The organism is Nostoc cycadae WK-1, from assembly GCF_002897135.1.
Classification (GTDB): Bacteria; Cyanobacteriota; Cyanobacteriia; order Cyanobacteriales; family Nostocaceae; genus Nostoc_B.
In genome coordinates this window covers 1-21957 of record NZ_DF978450.1, presented here as the reverse complement: position 1 = coordinate 21957, position 21957 = coordinate 1, and the positions used below count along the sequence as shown (strand labels likewise).

General features: G+C 40.4%; 17 protein-coding genes and 1 pseudogene. 7 read left to right on the top strand and 11 right to left on the bottom strand.

Annotated elements, in window-relative coordinates:
• Window positions 1-13 precede the first annotated feature (13 nt).
• From NCWK1_RS27620 to NCWK1_RS27610, 3 genes are all read right to left on the bottom strand, one after another.
• Complete coding sequence (locus tag NCWK1_RS27620; protein WP_103126897.1) at window positions 14-1795, bottom strand: bifunctional serine/threonine-protein kinase/formylglycine-generating enzyme family protein; 1782 nt, start codon at window positions 1793-1795, stop codon at window positions 14-16.
• A 481-nt stretch (window positions 1796-2276) separates the two neighbouring features.
• Complete coding sequence (locus NCWK1_RS27615; RefSeq protein WP_103126896.1) at window positions 2277-3065, bottom strand: ADP-ribosylglycohydrolase family protein; 789 nt, start codon at window positions 3063-3065, stop codon at window positions 2277-2279.
• Window positions 3066-3086: 21 nt separating this feature from the next.
• Complete coding sequence (locus NCWK1_RS27610) at window positions 3087-5312, bottom strand: FdhF/YdeP family oxidoreductase (RefSeq protein ID WP_103126895.1); 2226 nt, start codon at window positions 5310-5312, stop codon at window positions 3087-3089.
• A 452-nt stretch (window positions 5313-5764) separates the two neighbouring features.
• Here NCWK1_RS27610 and NCWK1_RS27605 point away from each other — a divergent pair, with 452 nt between their 5' ends.
• Together NCWK1_RS27605 and NCWK1_RS27600 are read left to right on the top strand one after the other, a co-directional pair.
• Window positions 5765-6847 (top strand): class I fructose-bisphosphate aldolase, encoded by a 1083-nt coding sequence (locus NCWK1_RS27605; protein ID WP_103126894.1) that lies wholly within the window; start codon window positions 5765-5767, stop codon window positions 6845-6847.
• Between the two features lie 149 nt (window positions 6848-6996).
• Window positions 6997-7323: a hypothetical protein gene (locus NCWK1_RS27600; protein ID WP_103126893.1), complete on the top strand. Its 327-nt coding sequence runs from the start codon at window positions 6997-6999 to the stop codon at window positions 7321-7323.
• 104 nt (window positions 7324-7427) lie between these two features.
• Here NCWK1_RS27600 and NCWK1_RS27595 read toward each other — a convergent pair.
• Window positions 7428-8498 (bottom strand): annotated as a pseudogene (locus tag NCWK1_RS27595) (transposase); the annotation flags it as partial.
• 353 nt (window positions 8499-8851) lie between these two features.
• Here NCWK1_RS27595 and NCWK1_RS27590 point away from each other — a divergent pair.
• Complete coding sequence (locus NCWK1_RS27590; RefSeq protein WP_103126892.1) at window positions 8852-9814, top strand: ROK family protein; 963 nt, start codon at window positions 8852-8854, stop codon at window positions 9812-9814.
• Here NCWK1_RS27590 and NCWK1_RS27585 read toward each other — a convergent pair.
• The 6 genes from NCWK1_RS27585 to NCWK1_RS27565 all read right to left on the bottom strand — a co-directional run bounded on the left by NCWK1_RS27585 (window position 9800) and on the right by NCWK1_RS27565 (window position 15782).
• On the bottom strand, window positions 9800-10093 hold the full coding sequence (locus tag NCWK1_RS27585) for a hypothetical protein (RefSeq protein WP_103126891.1): 294 nt from the start codon (window positions 10091-10093) through the stop codon (window positions 9800-9802). The genes NCWK1_RS27590 and NCWK1_RS27585 overlap by 15 nt on opposite strands.
• Before the next feature lie 233 nt (window positions 10094-10326).
• On the bottom strand, window positions 10327-12672 hold the full coding sequence (locus tag NCWK1_RS27580) for a ComEC/Rec2 family competence protein (protein WP_103126890.1): 2346 nt from the start codon (window positions 12670-12672) through the stop codon (window positions 10327-10329).
• A gap of 169 nt (window positions 12673-12841) precedes the next feature.
• Window positions 12842-13306 carry a DUF4079 domain-containing protein gene (locus tag NCWK1_RS27575; protein ID WP_096583667.1) on the bottom strand — a complete coding sequence of 155 codons (465 nt, stop codon included), beginning with the start codon at window positions 13304-13306 and terminating at the stop codon, window positions 12842-12844.
• 105 nt (window positions 13307-13411) lie between these two features.
• Window positions 13412-14983, bottom strand: coding sequence for a DnaJ domain-containing protein (locus NCWK1_RS27570; protein ID WP_245895006.1), 1572 nt, complete (start codon window positions 14981-14983; stop codon window positions 13412-13414).
• Window positions 14944-15132 (bottom strand): hypothetical protein, encoded by a 189-nt coding sequence (locus NCWK1_RS30315; protein ID WP_245895005.1) that lies wholly within the window; start codon window positions 15130-15132, stop codon window positions 14944-14946. The genes NCWK1_RS27570 and NCWK1_RS30315 overlap by 40 nt, the downstream gene beginning before the upstream one ends.
• 188 nt (window positions 15133-15320) lie before the next feature.
• Window positions 15321-15782, bottom strand: coding sequence for a DUF29 domain-containing protein (locus tag NCWK1_RS27565; protein WP_103126889.1), 462 nt, complete (start codon window positions 15780-15782; stop codon window positions 15321-15323).
• 84 nt (window positions 15783-15866) lie between these two features.
• Between NCWK1_RS27565 and NCWK1_RS27560 the strand changes: the two genes are divergently transcribed.
• Complete coding sequence (locus tag NCWK1_RS27560) at window positions 15867-17066, top strand: Coenzyme F420 hydrogenase/dehydrogenase, beta subunit C-terminal domain (protein ID WP_103126888.1); 1200 nt, start codon at window positions 15867-15869, stop codon at window positions 17064-17066.
• 83 nt (window positions 17067-17149) lie between these two features.
• On the opposite strand, the gene NCWK1_RS27555 is transcribed toward NCWK1_RS27560, so the two are convergent.
• Window positions 17150-18379: a methionine gamma-lyase family protein gene (locus tag NCWK1_RS27555; protein WP_103126887.1), complete on the bottom strand. Its 1230-nt coding sequence runs from the start codon at window positions 18377-18379 to the stop codon at window positions 17150-17152.
• An 86-nt stretch (window positions 18380-18465) separates the two neighbouring features.
• Here NCWK1_RS27555 and NCWK1_RS27550 point away from each other — a divergent pair, with 86 nt between their 5' ends.
• From NCWK1_RS27550 to NCWK1_RS27540, 3 genes are all read left to right on the top strand, one after another.
• Window positions 18466-19284 (top strand): acyl-CoA desaturase, encoded by an 819-nt coding sequence (locus tag NCWK1_RS27550; RefSeq protein WP_103126886.1) that lies wholly within the window; start codon window positions 18466-18468, stop codon window positions 19282-19284.
• Window positions 19285-19514: 230 nt separating this feature from the next.
• Complete coding sequence (locus tag NCWK1_RS27545; RefSeq protein ID WP_103126885.1) at window positions 19515-20567, top strand: fatty acid desaturase; 1053 nt, start codon at window positions 19515-19517, stop codon at window positions 20565-20567.
• 229 nt (window positions 20568-20796) lie between these two features.
• Entirely contained in the window at window positions 20797-21864 is a 1068-nt protein-coding gene (locus NCWK1_RS27540) for a fatty acid desaturase (RefSeq protein ID WP_096583683.1), read from the top strand.
• Window positions 21865-21957: the final 93 nt, after the last annotated feature.

The window sequence follows — 21957 nt, the reverse complement described above, 5'->3', positions numbered from 1 at the left end:
TGTACTTTTTTAATTACTGATATGAAAAACCTGATAAAGAAACAGCAACCCGAAAACCTAAAAGGTTGCCTCGACCATCTTGAGGATTCCAGCTACGATAAGCAGAGCGACATAAACGCGGAGAGCTTTTCCAAGAGCCGCCGCGAATCACGCGCGATTTAAAATCATTGTTAGATAGCCACACACTACCATCCACAGGTGCGCCTTGATAATTTTCGTGCCAATGATCCCCGCACCACTCCCAGACATTACCGTGCATATCATACAATCCAAAAGTATTTGCGGGAAAACTGCCAACTATAGTTGTTTGCCAATGATTTCCTGGGTCAGCACTATAAAGAGAACTGTTGTTATAGTTAGCCAAGCTAGGTAGGAGTGTTTCACCAAAATAAAAAGGTGTAGTGGTTTTGGCGCGACAGGCGTATTCCCACTCAGCTTCGCTGGGTAGGCGATATTTTCTCCCCGTTTTTTGACAAAGCCTAGCACAAAATTCTACTGCATCTTCCCAAGAAACTTGCTCGACAGGACGATTTGCGCCTTTAACATTAGCTGGTGTGGAATCGAGGTGGCGGTTAATGGGTGAAAGTGCAGCAACGGCTTGCCATTGTGCTTGGGTGATAGGAAATTTACTCATAAAGAAGGGGGAAATTTTGACAAGATGCTGGGGACTCTCGGTATCAAATCTTTCTGTTTCATCATCTGGAGAACCCATCAAAAATTGTCCCCCCGGAATAGATACCATTGCCAAGGAAATGTCATTGCTTAAATCTTCGATATAACATTGCGCCGAGTCAGAATAACGGTTAACTTCATAAGTTGGTTTAGAACCAACCCATCTTTTCTCAGAAATGTTCGCTATTTCAAACTCAAATTGTTCTAGAGGTAAGAAAATTGTCTCTAGTTCTGGTTCTAAACTTAATTGTGATTCTACTGGGGGATTAAAGTTGAGTGGTGGAGATAATACAGCAGAGAATGGTAATTCTTGAGTTGCGGTCAGTGCTTGCAATGCTTCAGTTGCGGATGGATAGCGCGAAGTGTAGCGATCGCATATCATGGTTTCGATAATATCAGCGAAGGAATCACTGACTTTTACATAGTCTCGCCAGATCGTTTTTCCTGTGTCAGGATCTTCTTGTAGCAGATGGGGAGAAATCCCGGTTAAAGCTTCAATAGCCATCATCCCTAAAGCATAGATGTCGCTGCATAACCGTGGTTTACCTTTGGCTTGTTCTGTGGGAATGTAGCCTGGAGTACCAACCACCACACTAGTACGAATCATTTTATATACATCAATTGAGATGGTGCCAAGTTCTCTCACAGAACCAAAGTCAATCAACATAATCTGATGATCATGTTTGCGCCGCATGATATTTTCGGGTTTAATATCTCGGTGAATGACGTTATTTTGATGCACAAAGACCAAAACTTCTAAAATGTCATGCAGCAAATTTATGACATCAGTTTCTGTCATTTGCCTTTTTGGGACAATTTCTTTTCTCAGGTTATGTCCTTCCACATAGTCTTGGATAATAAATAAGTCATTATTAATCGCAAAATGAGCCAGTAGGCGGGGAATTTGGGGATGTTCGCCTAGTTTTTCCAAGATTACGGCTTCTTGCTCAAACAATTCCATAACTCTCGGATGGGTATGCTTTGGCTTCAGTCGCTTCACTACACATATAGGTTTACTAGGACGTTTGAGATCCCTTGCTAAATAGGTTTCACCAAAGTTTCCTTCACCTAATTTTTTGACAATTTTGTAGCGTTTATCTAGTAGTTCGCCGATGAAGTCCATATTTGTTAGTTCAGCCCAGAGGGGAATGAGGCATAACAAAAACTTATAAAATTTTGATGTGGTCTAATTAAATAAAATAAAATTTTCAATAGGAATATAGGTGGATTTGTCTGCGATTGACTCTGGTTTTAATTAAAATATGAAACAAGTTTTAACGCCATTATCCTATCATTTTCTAGTCAAATAAGTGCATAACTTATTTATGGCAATATTTGAACTATTTAACTCAAAGGTTAAGACACCTAACTAATGGTCATAACTAAGGGGTAAGAATTAGAAATTGATGGCAGAAAATAGTGAACAGGCTGTAAAAGCTCGTGAGATATATGTTTGATAATGAGTTAATGTGTGCATTGAACTAAAAAATGCAACAAATCGATATAAATTATCCGATAAATTTAACACGGAAGCAAGATGTTTGATATTAGGGAGTAGTGATAGCTAAAGTGCGGCAGACTGAGCAATTCTGAATTCATAAATCCTAGGCACAGTATTGCAACATAAACTTCTCAGTAATTGTGTATAAATGTTCATTTAAATGAGATAGTGTTTGTTCAGTGATCGCTTTTGGTAAGCCATGATAATATGCTTGGGCAATCCCACCTGTAATACAAGCAATAGTGTCACTGTCACCACCAACAGAAATTGCATTGCGAATTGCATCTTCGTAATCGTTAGATTCTAAAAAGGCGATAATTGCTGGGGGGACGGAACCTTGACAAGAAACATCAAATTTGTAAGTCGGTCTAATTTGATCAAGGGTAATTTCTAAATCGTAGCCAAAATTAGTTTGAATATAAGCTTTGATTGCAGGTTTATCGTAGCCTGTGCGAGCCAGAAATATAGCGGCGGCTGTGGCTTGAGCGCCTTTGATACCTTCAGGATGATTATGAGTAACTTCGGCACAACTTTTAGCGGCTTGCAGTACAGTAGCTAAGTCATTCAAGGCAAATGCAATGGGACTGACGCGCATAGCCGAACCATTACCCCAACTATTGTATGGCTCACTACTACTAGAGTTTGCCCAAGTTCTAAAAGTACTGCCATAACCAGCGTAAGGATAGCGACGGAAATAAGACTTAAATTGCTCAATGTATTGATTGCTATCTAGTAAATTACCGCCATCCAGAATTATTTCTGCCACTGCCACTGTTAGCACAGTATCATCGGTAAAACGACATTGCCTGTCGAATAGGGGAAAATCCTTGGTTTTGATATTGTTAACTTCATATACCGAACCAATGATGTCACCTGCGATCGCTCCTAGCATATTGATATTCTGGAATATGATTTAATTGCGTTTTTCCAGCCTTACGACAGCATTGTAATCTGGTACTCCTTCTAGCGATCGCTTACTTTTATCAAGCAATACATTTCCCTCTGGCCAATGAACCTGTAAATTTCCTCTCTGAATTGGTGCAATATAAATTTTTCCCGGTAACTCACCCAATTCATTCTGCAAAATTACCTCATCCCCATCTTGTAAATTCAACTTAGCTGCATCAGCCCCATTGATTAACACCGCCTCACGGAATGCACCAGTAATGGCATCTTTGCGTTCTTGCACCATACTATTAAACTGCTTACCGCGACGTGTAGACACCAAAAAACAGCCTTCTGGTATTTTTTTGACTGCGGGAGATAAAGGCGTAAAATGAGCTTTACCATCTGGTGTAGCGAAATTCCAGCCAAAGCACAGATGTGAACCACCATATTGAAATTGATCGCCTGCTTGCTGTAAGTGTTGAATACCTGCATATAACGGCACAACTTGGGCAATTTCCTGGCGAATAGCCGCAGTATTCTGAAAATCAATCTTCTCAGCCAAATCTGGCCGCACCCGCTTGGCTAATTCTATAAACACCTCCCACTCCGGCTGCGCCTCGCCAATACGGGGGCCAGGTATTTCTGGGCTGAAAATTATCCGCCGTTCGGTGGTGGTTTCCGTCACTCCTCCTGGTACTTCATAGCGCGTTGTGGCTGGTAACAACACCACTGTGTCTGCTGGTTCGACTAACATTTGGCTAGAAAGCACAATATCCAGATGCACCCGCAGCGGTAAATTTTGCAAAGCGCCTTCCACATAATCTGGTTCTGGTAAAACTTCTAAAAAATTTCCTCCCACCGAGAACAATACATCTAACTGCTTGTCGTAAGCCGCATCAATCATTTGTGGTGCGATTAACCCTGTGGTGCTAGGTACTTCAAAACCCCACTGTTGACTCAAATGGGCAGCATTTTCTGGGTTAATCGGTTTACCACCAGGAAACACCGTGGCGTAACATCCCATCTCTGCACCGCCTTGCACCCCAGAATGGCCGCGAATAGGCATCAAACCACAGCCTTCTCGCCCAACAAAACCTTTAGTCAGCGCTAAATTGATAATACTGCGGACATTATCTTCACCACATTCATGTTGCGTAATGCCCATACTCCACACAAACACAGCTTTATTAGCGGCTGCAACCATTTGGGCAAAGGCGTGCATATCATAACGAGATGCACCAGAAAGTCTTTCTAATTCTTCCCAAGATTGTTGTTCTAAAGATGCTTTCAGTTCGGCAAAGCCTGTGGTGTAACTATCTATAAATGATTGGTCTACCCATCCATAGGCAATTAAATGTTTGATTGTCCCATTCAAAAATGCCATATCACCACCAGTGTTTACCAAAAAGAAATCTTCAGCAAACTTAGTGCCAAACAAAGCACTTTCGATAATGGAAGGCACCCAATACCTTTCCATTCCTGGTTCACGATAGGTATTAATCACGACAATTTTCGTACCAGCTTTTTTGGCGTAGTGGAGATATTTCACCGTCACTGGTTGATTATTGGCAACATTAGAACCAATAAACACTAATAAATCCGTACCAATCCAATCTTTATAAGAACAAGTCGTCGCCCCTGCACCCAGTGAGCTTTTCAGCCCAGCGGTACTCGGAGAATGACAAATACGGGCGGCATTATCAATATTATTACAACCCATTGCGCGTACTGCTTTTTGGGTGGTGTAATAAGTTTCGTTGACAGTCCCGCGACTGGTAATGTAAAAACTGAGCCTATCGGGAGTAGTGGCGCGGATACGACTGGCAATGAGATCTAAAGCTTCATCCCAGCTAACTCGACGAAAACCTTTTTCGCCATGTTGGCGCATCATGGGATAGGGAAGCCGCCCCAAGTTACGTAATTGAGAACTTTTTAGGGTTTGTAATTGTGATACATCTTGCAGTAGATGCGGGTCAAACGCTGGCATAGTATTCATCTGCAATAACCGCAACCGAACATTGCAGAGATGAATGCCATCGAGTGTCCAATCTTTCATACCAGTGGTGCCTAAAGCACAGCCATCACACACACCTCGATTAAGAATCTTCCAGGTGTATGGTAGTTTGTGGCGTGATAGCCAAATCGCCCGAAATACCTCCCAATAGTTGTTGGGATACTGTTCGCCAATGCCAAAAGGCTTCCAACTTGCCCAGTGCTGGGGTGTCCAATATTCCTTCGGTTTAGGTAACATAACTAAATATATAATTACTCTGATAAAACTAATTTGCCAGATTTAAGCACAGCATTTAAATCTACCTAATTAATCTTTATTTTGATTTTTGTCGCTGATGTTGTACGAGTAAATATAACTTTTGATAGATGCTAATAATATTGCTTTCTGAATTGAGGAAGTTTATAGGTATCAGTATTTGTCTCTTTTGGTATATAGCTAGTTAGCAAAAGTAAATATAATATTAAATAATCGGCTAGAATCCTACTTAACTTACTATTATCTACGGATAAGCACAGATACATTATCAGTGTTTATCTGCCTTTTTATTAAGATTTTTCTTCAAATAAATATAAACAATATATTAAGTATCCAAAATAAGTTTTTGCTGAGATAGTCAATCATCTAAGAGATAAAATGTCAGAATGCTATCGTAAAGGCAAACTTATTTTCTCAAGTTTGAGGAAAGTGCTATGACTACTACATTGGTAGAGGCTAATTCTATCGAGTCATTGTTAGGAAAAGAAGCAGAAGACCTGCTGAATTACAAAGCCAAAGTTTCTCAAGATTTATTGCATTTACCAGGGCCAGACTTTGTAGATCGAGTCTGGCTTAATAGCGATCGCAATCCTCAAGTTTTGCGTAATCTTCAACAACTTTATTCTACTGGTCGTCTGGCAAATACAGGCTATCTCTCGATTCTGCCTGTTGACCAAGGTATCGAACACTCAGCTGGTGCATCTTTTGCGCCAAATCCCATATACTTTGATCCAGAAAATATCATTAAATTAGCGATCGCAGGTGAATGTAATGCCGTTGCGACAACTCTGGGAGTATTAGGTATTGTCTCACGCAAATATGCTCACAAAATCCCGTTTATTGCCAAAATCAATCATAACGAACTCTTAACCTTTCCCAATCAATTTGATCAAGTATTATTTGCTAGTGTTGAGCAAGCTTGGAATTTAGGTGCAGTAGCAGTAGGCGCAACAATTTACTTTGGTTCCGACCAATCAACCAGACAAATTCAAGAAATTAGTCATGCTTTTGCACGCGCCCATGAATTAGGAATGGTGACAATTCTTTGGTGCTATCTACGTAATAACGCTTTCAAACAAGATAAAGATTATCATCTGGCTGCTGACTTAACTGGACAAGCGAATCATTTAGGTGTGACCATTGAAGCCGACATCATTAAACAGAAATTACCTGAATGTAACAATGGTTATGGTGCAGTTGTTAAAGCCACAGGTAAAAGTTATGGCAAGACAGATGAGCGAGTTTATACAGAATTAACCACTGATCACCCCATAGATTTAGCTCGTTATCAAGTGCTAAATTGCTACGCTGGGAGAGCCGGATTAATTAATTCTGGTGGTGCATCTGGTAAAAGTGATTTTGCTGAAGCAGTACGCACTGCTGTTATTAATAAACGGGCTGGTGGTACAGGATTAATTTCTGGGCGGAAAGCTTTTCAGCGTCCGTTTGAAGAAGGAGTAAAACTATTTCACACCATTCAAGATGTTTATTTATCACCGGATGTAACTATCGCTTAAAGTTACATAATTAGATAATAAATTCAGGAAGGTGATCAATATTCACCTTCCTTTTTATATATGCACAATTAGCCTACAGGAAGACGTTAGCCTAATAAGTATTTTTTACTATTTAGGCATTTGTTTCAGACCTAGGAGAAATTTTTCCTATGCTAAATATTCAAAGCGTCCTTGATCAATTAATTCGCAAAATTGCTGTGTTCATCTTAGCTGGTTTAGTTATAATGATGAGCTTACCTAATAATTCTGTACTGGCTGATGGTTATTATTCTGATAAAAATCACAGTATAGAAACAGTACCACCTTATTACACTGCTAAAGACCGGAGAATAGCCAGAAGTGAACCTAGCAAACCTTATTACACCACTAAAGAACGTCAAAAGTCACAAGCCGCTAAAAATTACGATGATTCTCTTAAAACTGGTAAGCGAGAAAATCAAGTACATCTGAGAGATTTAGAAACAAGAAATCGGTAAATAAACACTAGAAAATAGAGGCGTGATGATTCACGTCTCTAGTAAAAATATTGCTTAACTCACTTCTTGCACCTTGAAATGTGAATGTTAAATCCTTGACTAAGTGTAAGGTGAGCAAGGCGTTCAATATTAAGTAAAAGAAGATACACAACTATGTGAGGAAAAATAGATTCTCTTGCTGTTTGTGCCGCTTGACCCCAATCAGGCGGTGATGCAGACTTTATATGGAGATAAGTCCAATGGGCGATGAGGTAAGCAGTCAGCGAAAGGATAAGCCAGCGATACATACCCAGCAGAGTCCCTTGTCCAAAACGATGCAAACCAAAGCGGTGTTTGGCAGTTTTAAACCAACCTTCAATCTGCCACCGACGTTTACCCCACCACTTGAGAGTAGAAGCTTTGATAGGTCGAGTAGACAAAACAAAACGCTTTTCTAACTTGCCATTATCACGCTTTAAGTAATACCAAGAAACAGTAACAGGAAAGCTTAAACCAAACAGATAAACCTGTTGACCTTGCTGATGTAAACGTCTTAAAAGTCTACCATCGGCTAACTTACGACTGATAGATACACCTGTAACAGCATGATATTTAACTTGGCGTACACCTTCAAGAAATTCGACACTACCAAAAGCTGTATCAGCTAAAATAATAGTTTGGAAATGTTGAGTTAAAGATTGAGGTAAACGTTTGACTAATTTTAGTCCAAGCTGGGAAGGGGATGGAGTTCCCTTACCCCTCCAAACACGAAAATTCCAAGGAATACGCCATCTTCCTATAACTAAATAAACGACAACTATATGTAGACCGCGCTTGCCGTTGTAAACTCTAATTAAGTCACCAAATTCTGAGAACTTGCCCCGCTTCTCTAAAGTTGTTAAATCAATAATGACTTGTAAAAATGGTTTTCGTCCTGGATTAGATGACGATAATATCTTTAAAATTGCTTCTAATGCGTGGTTACGAATTACCCTAATCATCTTCCTTGTTGACCAAGGGTTTATGTTTAAGAATCTGCTGATTGCGCTTGAAGATTTTGTCTGACTGTGTTCTGGTAACGGGTGTCCTTGTGCCTCTAAAAATAAAGTCAGCATGGCTTCTAAATTATCTTTCTGATACTGCGTCGGCATCAGTTCTTTAAGGGTGTAAACTAGATTTTGGGCGTGGGAAAGCATCTTCTTAGTGCTTTTTATCGATCTACATTTCACGCCTTTTTTCTCATGTTTTCAGCTTTAAAAGCAAGCCTGACGATTTCATATTAGTCATTTCCTTGCTCATGACGCTCAAAGCATCATCTCCGCATTTTGTCATTCCTGCGGTTGAATACTTAGGAATGCCAAGTTAAGCAGTCTATTTAGCTACAAACTTATTTTCCTCATACTTCTTCCGTTACTGTAATCTTTTGCGCTGTTTATTCATTTTTTACGTGTTTACCCAGCTAGGTGCAAGATCTGAGTTAATGATTGTTAACTTCAAGATGAATCGCTAGTAAGCTGAATAAGCGATCGCATTTAGCTTCTTAAGACCAATGACACTTATCCTAGCCTTAGATTTTGGTGGTACTAAGTTAGCCGCCGCAGTAACTCAACTTGGTTCCCGTGAATGGTTGCGTTATGAACGTCGTCTCTCACCCATAGATGGTAATGCTACCACTGATTTAGCAATTATGCGATCGCTCATTTATAGTTTGCTGCAAGATGCAACTCCCGATGCAATTGGGGTGAGTTTTGGCGGCCCTGTGGACTTTACTACCGGAACTGTGCGACTTTCTCATCACGTTCCTGGCTGGGAAAATCTTCCTCTCAAAGACTTGCTAGAAAAAGAATTTGCTATATCTGCCATTGTAGATAACGATGCTAATGTTGCAGCTTTAGGTGAACACCGTTTTGGCGCTGGTGAAGGATATGATAGCTTGTTTTACATTACTATCAGCACTGGCGTTGGCGGTGGTTGGATAATCAATGGTCAACCTTGGCGTGGTAACGCAGGTATGGCTGGTGAAATTGGACACATAGTTGTCAATCCTGCGGGGCCAGTGTGTTTATGTGGTAAGCAAGGATGTGTGGAAAGGTTAGCATCAGGCCCTTACATGGCTCAAGATGCTAAAGAGTATTTATTCAAACCAGCAAATCAATTACAAGGTCAACAATTACGCAGCTTAGTGAATGACAATTTAGATTTAATCACTGGGCAAATTATCAGTCAAGCAGCTACTCAAGGAGATGAGTTAGCAATCAAGATTTTGCAAAGTGGTGCTTGGGCTTTAGGTGTGGGTATTGGTAATGTGGCGAATTTAATTAACCCACAACGATTTATTTTAGGTGGTAGTGTCACTAAAGCTGGAGAAATTTGGTGGAATACTGTACAAAAAACAGCCCGTGAAACAGCATTACCAGAAATAGATTTTGAAATTGTTTCTGCTGCGTTGGGAGATGATGCACCACTGTGGGGCGCTGTGGCTTTGGCGGAATCAGCATTAATCTCTAAATAATTTTCTCACCATTGTCAAAGGGTTTCCTAATAAGGAAAAAATATGACAAAAGCCAGGAAAAAATACTGGCTCAATTTCTACATCTAACAGTATTCTTTCTAGTTCTCCATCACTCAGTGGTTCTTCCCATAATCCATGCTCTACAAGATTATTACCATGAAAAATTAGGCGATCGCGCAAAAAAATTAACTGCTCATCTCGTGGTGCTGCTGGTACTCGAATCGTTAAGGGAAAGTTGCCAAAGAATACCACGACTTTGCCTAAGTTATATTTTTGCATAGTCTTTATATTTTTTTAACTATTTTAAGATGCATTTTGCATCGCTACTATTTTCTTATAACTTTGTTGCATTGTCTGAGCCTCATCATAAATACTGATCATGTCCTGAAAATATTTGTCTTAATTAATTGGTAAAAATTCAAACATTTTGATACCCAGTCTCTTTAAAAATCTGGTATTTCCAGACTTCATAGAGAATTTAGGCTCATAAATAATAAATTTTTTTGCTAATTTTACAAGACAGAGGATTTATTTTCAGTTTCTTGAATAAATGATTCAAATTGACCATTAGGTGTCCATTGAATAGCGCCATCTCGCCCTGTGAAAAAAACTTGTGTTGGATTTTGTTTAAGTTCAGTAATTATTTTAGGATCAAGGTTAGTAGATGTGGCGATCGCTACTTTTGGTTGAAACAATTTGATCAAATCTTTTAATGATTCTGGACTACACCATAATACTTGGGGACGAGGTAAACCGCCCCCCTTAGCTAATCTTTCAATTTCTTGAGGTTCAACATCACCAACTAATAACCAAGTTTGATTTTGAATTTGCAAGTATAAAATAGGTAATTGCTCTTTAATTAATTGAGCAACTGTTAAACCTGTAACTACTTGTTGTCCTGGTATTACAGTTTGGTAAATACCTTGATGCTTTTGAACTTCCTGTTGAATTTCTTGACTCGCCAGGTTAGTTTCTGGTTTGAGAGAATATTTATAAAAATTTTTGATTGGCAGGCTTTGAATTACTTCCAACCAAGCATTATTATCATTGTTATCAAAATCACTGGCGATCGCCCATTCAATTTTATTCACACCTTGCTGCTGTAAAAACGGGACAATTGTGTAACGTCCTGTACCTTCTTCGCCACTGTTAATTAAGGTGATATTGCCTTTATCTTGAATCACTACCACTGGTTCTGCGCCAGCTTCTAAAACTGTTACCCGAAATAATGTATTTGCTGAATGCCAAGCTGGAACAAGTACTAAACCAAATATCATTAAACCAGCAAACCACCAGCGTTTCTGCCACCATTTAACTAGGCACGTTAACAGAATCAAAGCATAAACAGCTAACATTTGCCAAGTTGAAATACTTCCGACTACTAAGGAGTTACCTGGTAAACTACTAAAAAATTCTACTAATTGAATTAGCCAATCACTAGGATAGTTGAGTATACTTGCGATCGCACTGCCCACCCTAGAAGATGCTAATGCCGCGATCGCACTAATAATTCCCCCAATACTAATCACTGAAATGAACGGTGTAGTAATCATATTCAGCAACAAACTGTAAGCGGGAACCACGCCAAACACCGAAAGTTGGATAGGTAAAGTCCAAATTGTCGCCGCTAAAGGTACAGCAATTAAAGAAGCGATCGCAGGTGGTAGCCAATTCAGTTTTTCAGTTATCGCTGGTACAGTAACAATTAATCCTAATGTTGCTAAAAAACTCAGTTGAAAACCTAAATCCCAAATCCATAACGGGTTAAATAACAATAGTAATGTTGCTGCTAATAATAGCGAACCGAACTGTTTGACTTTTCTATCTAATAACAAACCAACTAAAGCTGCACTACCCATAATTACGGCTCGCAGTACCGCAGGTTGGAATCCTGACAAACTGAGGAAAATAATTAAACCTAAAAAACCGCAAATAAATTGAGTGGCTTTATTTGTCCGTTTAGTTAACTGTAATATCACACCCAAAATTAACGAAGTTTGAAACCCAGATGCAGCCAAAGCATGAGCCATTCCAGCTTTGACAAATAAATCACGAATATCGTATGGTAAATCGACAGCTTTGCTACCCAAAACCATTGCACTTACAAGTGGCCCTGCGGGAATTCCTAAACTTTGAACTTGCGATTTCAAAATTCGCTCCCGAATTTGCCACCATCCCCATTTATCATCATCATTGACAATATTTATCTGTCTTCCTATCAAACCAGCAAATGATCCTTCCTGCTTGAGATACTTTTGAAAATCGAAAGCGCCAGGATTAGAAGCAGCTTTTGGTTTATATAAAATCCCCGTAACAGCAATTTCTTCCCCAGGATGCAGCCCAGTTGCTTGCAGTAGAGGTAAAGTTACATACAACTTACCTGTAACCCCTTTTGGTACACTGGCGGGGCCATTTCCATTTTTAACTTCATCCAACTGAGTCGCTGCTAACCAAAACTGTCCCCGTTGACTGCGAGTTAAGCGGGGACTACTTTCTACTTGGCCGCGTACAATCACTAATTGCTCTTGATTTGCAACATTATCTGTCGGCACAAATTGACTAATATCTTTTATACTTGGTTGTGGCGATCGCCATTGCAAATACACAGTCGCCAGTAATCCTACCAAACCAGCAATCAGCCAGACTCGCGGATGAGGAAATGATTGCCAAATATTTGCTGTAGCTTTACCTTTGTTGCCATTGCTTTCTTGTGGCTGAGGTGGAGTGGTGCGTTTTCTCAAAAAAACTGCTCCCAGTATCGCCACAATTAAAATCCACACCCCACCCCAAGGAACAGCAGTAAACAACAACCCGAAAATATAACCAAGGCAAATAATCACACCACTCGTCTGAAACATAAGACAATTCAAACTCTCAACTGGGCAGCACTCAAGAAAAATTGATGCTTGTTGGTGAAGTATAGTTTATTTAGATTCATACAAACAAAGCCCGCAAATGCAGGCTTTCTTGATGAAACTAAATATGGCTCGTTAAAAATTACAGCAAAACTACAAAGATATACTTAAGTTAAATAAGCCCTAATACAGCGTGGACAACTAAAAGTCCCAAGATTCCGCTGCCTAAATAAGCATGAGTAGTGCGTAAAGCAGGTTTACCACCAGCAAAGCCAGTAAACGAAATTACACTATTAATCAATAGCAATATGAGTACAAGAGAGCCAGTCCAGAAATGAGGACTTTCAAAAATTGCGTGACGCTGCATCACCAAAGACAAAACTCCACCAGGATAACCAGCCGCTAAAAAGAAAAACATCCACGGTGCAAGTAGGCGATGATTCATCCGGTTTTTAAATGACTCATCTTTATCCTTCGCTAACCTGTATCGCCAACCAGTCCATCCCACATAACTACCCATCACAACCACAACGATTCCCATCATTACCGGATGACCCCATTCCACAATCGGCTGAGGTATTCCCAAAGAACGGAACCAAGCCGCAAGAGGTTCTAGGGCTTCGCTAACGTTAATCATATATACTCAAATTTTTTTAAGGATTACAGTAACTTTTTTAGCATAATTTTAAGTATTGTAAATAATAATTAATTTTTTACAAGAAGAAGGGCGATCGCGCACTCATCAAAACTTCAGTTGCGCTTGGAATTGTTGATAAGCTTTGTTAACTAGTTGCATTGACGCTTTAGCGTTTGCAGACCTATTAATATCAGGATGATATTGTCTAGCTAATCCCAAGTAGGCAAGCTTGACATCTTGAGGTTGAGTAGTTGGATCTACACCTAAAACTTCCCACCATTCCTGATGCAGTAAACAATCAAGATTCAATTCATTCAGACCTTGCAGACTCCAGATTTTAATAGTACCGCCATTACCACCACTTACCAATATCTTGCCATCAGGAGTGAAGGCGACAGGGCTACAACCAGCGAGAGTATGTAATAGATTCCCAGTTGGAATATGCCAAAGTTTGATGATGCTGTGACTGCTACTAACTAAGATTGTTCCATCAGGACTGACAGCAACAGATGAAACTGCTTCTGAGTGTCCAGTCAAAGTGCAAACTAATTCTTTTGTATAGAGATTCCACAACTTGATGGTAGTGTCTGTACTACCGCTAATCAGAGTATTACCATCAGGACTAATAACAACTGTATTGATTGCAGCTAAATGTTGAGTGAAAATATCAAGTGGCTTCCAAGTTGTGCAGTCCCACAGCCTGATAGTTTTATCAACACTTCCACTAGCCAAAATTTTACTATCAGGACTAATGGCAACAGATAAAACTGCATCTGTATGCCCACTCAAAGCAAGTTTTAAATTGCCTGTATAGCCTCCCCAAATTTTGATAGTTTTATCAGAACTAGCACTAGCAAGAAATCTACGATCAGGACTAAATGCAACTGAATTTACAAAACCATTATGACTGTAGGGAGAGTTGGAATAAAAAAATGTCCGCAAAAATTGTTTTTTCTCCAATTGCCAAGTGCTAATTTTGCGGTCAACACAACCACTAGCAATCTGTTTTCCATCAGGACTGATAGCAAGAGATAGAACCGCCTCTGCTTGACCAGAGAAAGTATTAAGCCACTTTCCAGTTTTTAGATTCCACAGATTAATTTGTCTGTCATCACTACCACTAACTAAAGTATTACTATCAGGAGTGATTGTGATCGCATTAACTTTTGCAGTATGTCCCTTAAGGGTTTTGACACATTTCCAAGTTTCAGAAAGCTGAAGGTTGGAAGTTACAGTTTCTTGTTCAGTTTTCGTAGTAGCAAATTCAGCCTTCAGTGCTTGTAACTCTTCCTCAACTTCTAAAGCCGCAAATTTTTGGTTGAGATCCTCACCAGATAAAAATAAACCTAACTCTATGACAGCAGCGTTATAGTAATCCATCTGCAAAACTTTTTCTTCCATCCGTTCAAAAAGCTGTGCAGAAGTTTCTTTAACCTCAGATTCATCTAATAACTTAGCAAAACCATAAGCCGCCAGTCCTATTACTGCACCCACACTAGCCATAGGTACAGTTCCAATACCAAACGCTAAACCGATTTTAGGTGCAACTATTCCCATACCACCAACAACACTAGAAAAGCCAGCACCACCAACAGCACCAATTCCCATTGCACCAAAAGCCGCAGCATCCCCTACAGCTACAGCCTTGAAAGCACCATAAACAGCCGCACCAGCCACAGCACCAGCACCAACAACAGGCGCAGTTCCATCCCGACAGCACCAAATCCGCCAGCTAACCCCATTCCGCCAACTGTTGCAGACACACCTGCGCCTGCTAGGCTTCCTCCAGCGATGAATGCTGCACCTGTTTTAGAGTTTTGTATCATTGGTTTTGAGTTATTAACTTAGAAATTGCTGATTGTATTTCTAAGTTTTCCCAGTAATTGTAGAGATTTGAACAGAAAAACACAGATATACAGAGGAAAAAAGTAGTAGTAAATAGATTTCACATTATGGCATCGCCATTTAAGAGTTAAGTTATAAATTGTACTGTTGTGAAAATATCAAGACTCAACTAATCAGGTAAAAAATCTTCATTTAAACATTCATCCGTAGTAAATGGAGAGTCTACGGGAAAAGCATCAACAGATAAACCAGTTTCATCACTGGCTTGCTTTCTGGCATCTTGATAACAATCAGTAAAAACTTCCTGAAAATAAGGTTTTAAACTAGGACTATCCTTAAAAGTCCTTGTTAACCTGCGGCGATGTTCTCTAATAGTCCCTTTCCAACTATTAGAGCGTTTTTCTGGCTGATATTTGTATTTTAATAGGTGCATTAATAAAACAACTAAATTACTCTCAAGTGCGTGTTTTTCACTTCTCCCCATGCTTTCAATTTCTTCGATAAGATTTTCTAAATCTACCTCAGAAAATCTGCCTTCTTTTAGTTGTTTAGCAGTTGTCTCTATCCACAAATAAAAATCTTGGTCGTAAAGACGCGAGTTGGTAAAAACTTTTGATTGAGGCGTAGTCATCAGATTTTTCAACTTATATAGTTTAAGTTCATAAGCTGTAAAGGTATTGTAGTAAAAGGATTCCTGGATAAAACAAATATTTATATGACCTCTGTTGATTCTAGCAAGCATACAAAAGCCAAAGCCTTAAAACCCGGTAGCCGTCGCCCTGCCAAAGAACTGTGCAGTGAATGCGGACTATGTGACACATACTATATTCACTATGTCAAGGAAGCCTGCGCGTTTATCAACCAGCAGATAGACACCCTCGAAACCCAAAGCCATAGCCGTTCTCGCAATCTCGACAACCCCAATGAACTCTACTTTGGTGTCCATCAAGAAATGATGGCAGCAAAGAAACAGCAGCCCATCGAAGGCGCACAATGGACAGGCATAGTCAGCAGTATTGCCATAGAAATGCTCAATCGCGGCTTAGTGGAAGGCGTTGTCTGTGTCCAAAATACCAAAGAAGACCGCTTTCAACCCATGCCTGTGATTGCTCGTACCCCAGAAGAAATACTGGCAGCACGGGTCAATAAACCAACACTTTCACCCAACCTTTCTATCTTGGAACAGGTAGAAAAATCAGGGATGAAGCGACTACTAGTAATTGGTGTTGGTTGCCAAATTCAAGCACTTAGGGCAGTAGAAAAGCAACTAGGTTTAGAAAAGTTATACGTTTTAGGCACACCCTGTGTAGATAACGTTACCCGCGCCGGACTGCAAAAATTCCTAGAAACCACCAGCCGATCGCCTGACACAGTAGTACACTACGAATTCATGCAAGACTTCCGCATCCACTTCAGGCATGAAGACGGCTCAATTGAGAAAGTACCATTCTTTGGCTTAAAAACCAACCAACTTAAAGATGTCTTCGCCCCCTCCTGCATGAGTTGCTTTGATTACGTCAACTCCCTAGCTGATTTAGTTGTGGGCTACATGGGCGCGCCCTTCGGCTGGCAGTGGATTGTAGTCAGAAATGAGACAGGTAAAGAAATGCTGGATTTGGTGAAAGACCAGATAGACACGCAACCTGTAACTTCTCAAGGGAATCGGAAAGAAGCTGTGCAGCAAGGGATTCCGGCTTATGACAAAGGCGTAACCTTACCGATGTGGGTGGCGAAAATGATGGGCGTGGTGATTGACAAAATCGGCCCTAAAGGTTTGGAGTATGCGCGGTTCTCGATTGATTCGCACTTTACACGCAATTATTTGTATGTGAAGCGGAATCATGGGGAGAAGTTAGAGGCGCACGTGCCGGAGTATGCTAAACGGATTGTTGGGCAGTATAAATTACCGGATTAAAGTCTCACGCAAAGGCGCAAAGACGCAAAGGAATGATTGGGATCTTTGCGTCTCTGCGTGAGACAATCCTAACTCATGTAACTTCAAGCACTCCCAACTGCTTCAATTGCCGTCTCTAGGGCGATCGCCACATGAGTCCAATGAGTCCCCCCTTGGCAATAAACTATATAAGGCTCACGCAAAGGCCCATCCGCCGAAAATTCCAACGTACTCCCCTCAATAAACGTTCCCCCAGCCATCACAACTTGACTCTCATACCCCGGCATAGCATCAGGCACAGGGTCTAGATAAGAACCCACCGGAGAATTCTGTTGTACAGCTTTACAGAAAGCAATTAACTTTTTCGCAGAACCCAGCTTAATCGCCTGAATCACATCACCACGCGGTGCAAGCGGCGCAGGATTCACCGGATAACCAAGCTTGTCAAAGACATAACCAGTCAAAAAAGTTCCCTTCATCGCCTCTCCTACCATCTGCGGCGATAAAAATAAGCCTTGGAATAACAAGCGATTTTGGTCAAAAGTAGCACCACCATAACTACCTATACCGGGTGCTGTTAGGCGACAAGCGGCGGCTTCTACCAAGTCAGCACGGCCAGCTACGTAACCGCCAGCCGTGACGATAGTACCCCCAGGGTTTTTAATTAAGGAACCCGCCATTAAATCAGCACCAACGTGGGTGGGTTCCTGAGTTTCGATAAATTCCCCGTAGCAGTTATCAACGAAGCAAACGGTATCGGGATTTTGCTGTTTGACTAGATGCACAATCTTTTCAATATCAGCAATGGATAAGCTAGGCCGCCAAGAATAGCCGCAGGAACGCTGAATTAAGACTAAGCGCGTTTTGTCATCTACTGCATGGCTTAAAGCTTCCCAATCGATAGATCCTTCAGCAGTTAACTCCAATTGACGGTATTTTATGCCAAACTCAATAAGGGAGCCTTGTCCTTGACCCCGCAAACCAATCACTTCTTCGAGCGTATCGTAGGGAGAGCCGACCACTGCTAACATCTCATCACCAGGACGAAGTACACCATATAGGGCGCAAGCGATCGCGTGAGTTCCCGATACAAACTGCACTCGCACGGCCGCCGCTTCCGCACCCATTACTTCTGCAAAAACTTTGTCTAAAGTTTCTCGTCCTAAATCATCATGACCATAGCCACTCACACCAGCAAAGTGGTGCGCTCCTACGCGCTGATTGCGAAAGGCATCCAGCACTCGTTTTAGATTATGCTTGACCTGAGCGTCAATTCCAGAAAAAATCTCTATCAGTGCCTGTTCTGCTTGCCGCAGCTGTTCCAAGCTGTTCATTACTTCCTCATTAATAAAAAATTATAAATGTGCGGATTTTGCGATCGCGCAGATTAGGCTGAACAATTTCAATACAGGTTACTGACATGACAATTGCTACTTCAACTAAACCGCAGATCAATTGGGTAAATACCCTCTTTTTCGTTGGTCTACACATCGGCGCTTTATTTGCCCTTGTTCCTAGCAACTTTAGCTGGACGGCAGTTGGTGTGGGTTTCTTACTTTACTGGATAACTGGTGGTTTAGGCGTTACTTTAGGTTTTCATCGCCTTGTGACTCACCGCAGTTTCCAAGCTCCCAAGTGGTTGGAATATATCTTAGTGTTGTTCGGGACACTATCTTGCCAAGGAGGGCCAATCGAGTGGGTGGGGACACACCGCATTCATCATTTACATTCCGATACTGACCCAGATCCCCATGATTCTAATAAAGGCTTCTGGTGGAGCCACATGGGTTGGCTAATTCACAAATGTCCCGCTCATGCTGATGTTCCTCGCTTTACCAAAGATATTGCCGAAGACCCAGTTTATCAGTTTTTAGAAAAATATTTCATTCTCATCCAAGTTGCACTGGGTTTATTATTGTTATTTCTGGGTGGCTGGCCGTTTGTTGTTTGGGGAATTTTTGTTCGCATTGTCTGGGTTTACCACTGCACCTGGTTAGTAAACAGTGCTACCCATAAATTTGGCTATCGCAGCCATGAATCCGGTGATAACTCAACTAACTGTTGGTGGGTAGCTTTACTAGTATTTGGTGAAGGCTGGCACAATAATCACCATGCTTTTCAATACTCAGCCCGTCACGGTTTGGAATGGTGGGAAATCGACTTAACTTGGATGACAATTCAATTTTTGCAATTCTTAGGTTTGGCTACAAATGTAAAACTTGCAGACAAAAAACAGTAAGTCGTTTATCATTTGTCATTAGTCATTGGTCTACCAATGATTAATGACAGAGGAATTTCTGAGTAATCAAAATATCCATTCGTCAGTTCTAGAAATAACTCCCAAAAGATACTTTCGGGTATGCTTAGGTAGCTAAAGTTGCTATAATCCAAAGCGTTAATGTAAAGAAATTTTGCTGCAAGTTACCTTTGGGCAACTTGGTGGAGGAGTTTGTCGTTTTTCGGGTTTTCATGACTACATCAATAATCAAGACGCAAGAAATAAACCAAGACCTTAGTAATTCCCAACTGAGGCTCAAAGATATTATCAAAACTCTGCCAAAAGAATGTTTTCAGCAGAATCGTCGCAAAGCTTGGACACAAGTTTTCATCAGTGTTTTAATGGTAGGTTTAGGCTACTATAGTTTGACGATTTCTCCCTGGTTTTTATTGCCTATTGCCTGGATTTTTACAGGTACAGCTTTAACAGGTTTTTTTGTTATTGGTCATGACTGCGGTCATCGCTCATTTGCCAAAAGACGGTGGGTTAATGATTTAGTAGGGCATATATTTATGATGCCGTTAATCTACCCTTTTCATAGTTGGCGGATTAAGCATAATCATCATCATCAACATACCAACAAGTTAGATGAGGATAATGCTTGGCATCCCATCCGACCAGAAGTTTTTGTAAGTTGGGATAAGACTCGTCAATCTGCTTTTGAATTGTTCATGAAAAAGCGTCTTTGGTGGGTAGGTTCTATTGGACATTGGGCTGTTGTGCATTTCGACTGGCGCAATTTTAAAGTTAAAGACCAAGGAAGTATTAAACTTTCAGTTGCTGTAGTTGCAATTTTTGCAGCAGTTGTATTTCCTACCCTCATCGCTACAACTGGTATTTGGGGATTTGTCAAATTCTGGTTTGTGCCTTGGTTGGTATATCATTTCTGGATGAGTACATTCACCATTGTTCATCACACATTTCCAGATGTTCCTTTTAAGGAAGCCAGCAAGTGGAACGAAGCAATGGCACAGCTATTTGGCACTATTCATTGCGATTATCCTCGTTGGGTAGAGATACTTTGCCACGATATTAATGTCCACGTACCTCATCACCTTTCTACTGCTATTCCCTCTTATAATTTACGGTTAGCTTACAGCAGCATTAAAGATAATTGGGGAAACTATTTGCATGATGAATTGCGGTTTTCTTGGCCTTTAATGAAACACATTACAGACCAATGTCAACTGTATATAACTGATGTTGGTTATCAAACTTTTAACGAATATTACGCAGACAAGTAAGCTAAGTTCAGGCTAAAATTGCTCTGATTAAATCTATGCTCTTATATTAATTACAGAGCTATTAGATAATTCGTCTGCCAATTAAATAGGTTCTGGCAATTCTCGATGAATTATTGCTAAGTGAATTGCCAGAAATTTTTGCCTTGCGTGTCTAAAAACATTGCAGGTATCTTAGAGGTGAATTCAAACCTCAAACAAATTTTGATTTTATATTTCATCAAAGAATCAAGTGCAATCAACTACCATCCCTTTTGACAGTTCTCCTGCTAGTGAAACTTCTGAGAATACAACTAAGCTGCCTTTTACTCTTCAGGATTTAAAAGCTGCTATCCCAGAAGAATGTTTTCAACCAAATGTCAGCAAATCACTGTTGTATTTCTTTCGTGATGTTCTGATTATTGGTTCGCTCTATGCAGTGGCTCATTACCTTGATTCTTGGTACTTTTGGCCTATTTTCTGGTTAATGCAAGGAACAATGTTTTGGGCTTTATTTGTCGTTGGGCATGACTGCGGACATCAGTCATTTTCTAAGCATAAATGGCTCAATGATTTAATTGGGCATCTGTCTCATACAGCAATATTAGTTCCTTATCATGGTTGGCGCATCAGCCATAGGACACATCATAAAAACACTGGCAACATCGATAACGATGAAAGCTGGTATCCTGTGACGGAATCGCAGTATAAAGAAATGCCTTTGGCACAAAAGATAGGTCGATATTATTTATTTTTATTGGCTTATCCAGTGTATTTGTTTAAGCGTTCTCCCAATAAAGAAGGTTCGCACTTTTCACCTAATAGCCCACTGTTTAAACCATCAGAGAAATGGGACGTAATTACTAGTACTGTACTCTGGATTGGTATGGTAGGTTTGTTAGGTTTCCTCACCTATCAATGGGGTTGGATGTGGTTATTGAAATACTACGCTATGCCCTATATTGTGTTTGTCATTTGGTTGGATTTGGTGACATTTCTGCATCACACCGAGTCTGATATTCCTTGGTATCGTGGTGAAGATTGGACTTTTCTTAAAGGTGCAATTTCTAGTATCGATCGCAATTATGGTTTGTTCAATCACATCCATCATGATATTGGTACTCACGTTGCTCATCACATCTTCCTCAATATCCCTCACTACAATTTGTTGAAGGCAACTGAAGCCATCAAACCTGTAATGGGTGAGTATTATCGCAAGTCTGAGGAACCAATTTGGCAATCTTTATGGCGTTCTTGTGTTAGCTGTCATTTTGTTCCTGATACTGGTGGTAAAGTCTATTACACATCCAAACCTAAATAAATTAGCCATCAATTTAGAAGTTTGAAACTAAAAAAGTCCGCCTAGGCGGACTTTTTTTTAGCTCATACCATTTCACTAAAAAAATGATAAAAA

Excerpts from the sequence above, each read along its gene's own strand:
- NCWK1_RS27620 (WP_103126897.1), bottom strand. The coding sequence starts at position 1,795 with ATGGACTTCATCGGCGAACTACTAGATAAACGCTACAAAATTGTCAAA.
- NCWK1_RS27615 (WP_103126896.1), bottom strand. The coding sequence starts at position 3,065 with ATGCTAGGAGCGATCGCAGGTGACATCATTGGTTCGGTATATGAAGTT.
- NCWK1_RS27610 (WP_103126895.1), bottom strand. The coding sequence starts at position 5,312 with ATGTTACCTAAACCGAAGGAATATTGGACACCCCAGCACTGGGCAAGT.
- NCWK1_RS27605 (WP_103126894.1), top strand. The coding sequence starts at position 5,765 with ATGACTACTACATTGGTAGAGGCTAATTCTATCGAGTCATTGTTAGGA.
- NCWK1_RS27600 (WP_103126893.1), top strand. The coding sequence starts at position 6,997 with ATGCTAAATATTCAAAGCGTCCTTGATCAATTAATTCGCAAAATTGCT.
- NCWK1_RS27590 (WP_103126892.1), top strand. The coding sequence starts at position 8,852 with ATGACACTTATCCTAGCCTTAGATTTTGGTGGTACTAAGTTAGCCGCC.
- NCWK1_RS27585 (WP_103126891.1), bottom strand. The coding sequence starts at position 10,093 with ATGCAAAAATATAACTTAGGCAAAGTCGTGGTATTCTTTGGCAACTTT.
- NCWK1_RS27580 (WP_103126890.1), bottom strand. The coding sequence starts at position 12,672 with ATGTTTCAGACGAGTGGTGTGATTATTTGCCTTGGTTATATTTTCGGG.
- NCWK1_RS27575 (WP_096583667.1), bottom strand. The coding sequence starts at position 13,306 with ATGATTAACGTTAGCGAAGCCCTAGAACCTCTTGCGGCTTGGTTCCGT.
- NCWK1_RS30315 (WP_245895005.1), bottom strand. The coding sequence starts at position 15,132 with ATGATACAAAACTCTAAAACAGGTGCAGCATTCATCGCTGGAGGAAGC.
- NCWK1_RS27565 (WP_103126889.1), bottom strand. The coding sequence starts at position 15,782 with ATGACTACGCCTCAATCAAAAGTTTTTACCAACTCGCGTCTTTACGAC.
- NCWK1_RS27560 (WP_103126888.1), top strand. The coding sequence starts at position 15,867 with ATGACCTCTGTTGATTCTAGCAAGCATACAAAAGCCAAAGCCTTAAAA.
- NCWK1_RS27555 (WP_103126887.1), bottom strand. The coding sequence starts at position 18,379 with ATGAACAGCTTGGAACAGCTGCGGCAAGCAGAACAGGCACTGATAGAG.
- NCWK1_RS27550 (WP_103126886.1), top strand. The coding sequence starts at position 18,466 with ATGACAATTGCTACTTCAACTAAACCGCAGATCAATTGGGTAAATACC.
- NCWK1_RS27545 (WP_103126885.1), top strand. The coding sequence starts at position 19,515 with ATGACTACATCAATAATCAAGACGCAAGAAATAAACCAAGACCTTAGT.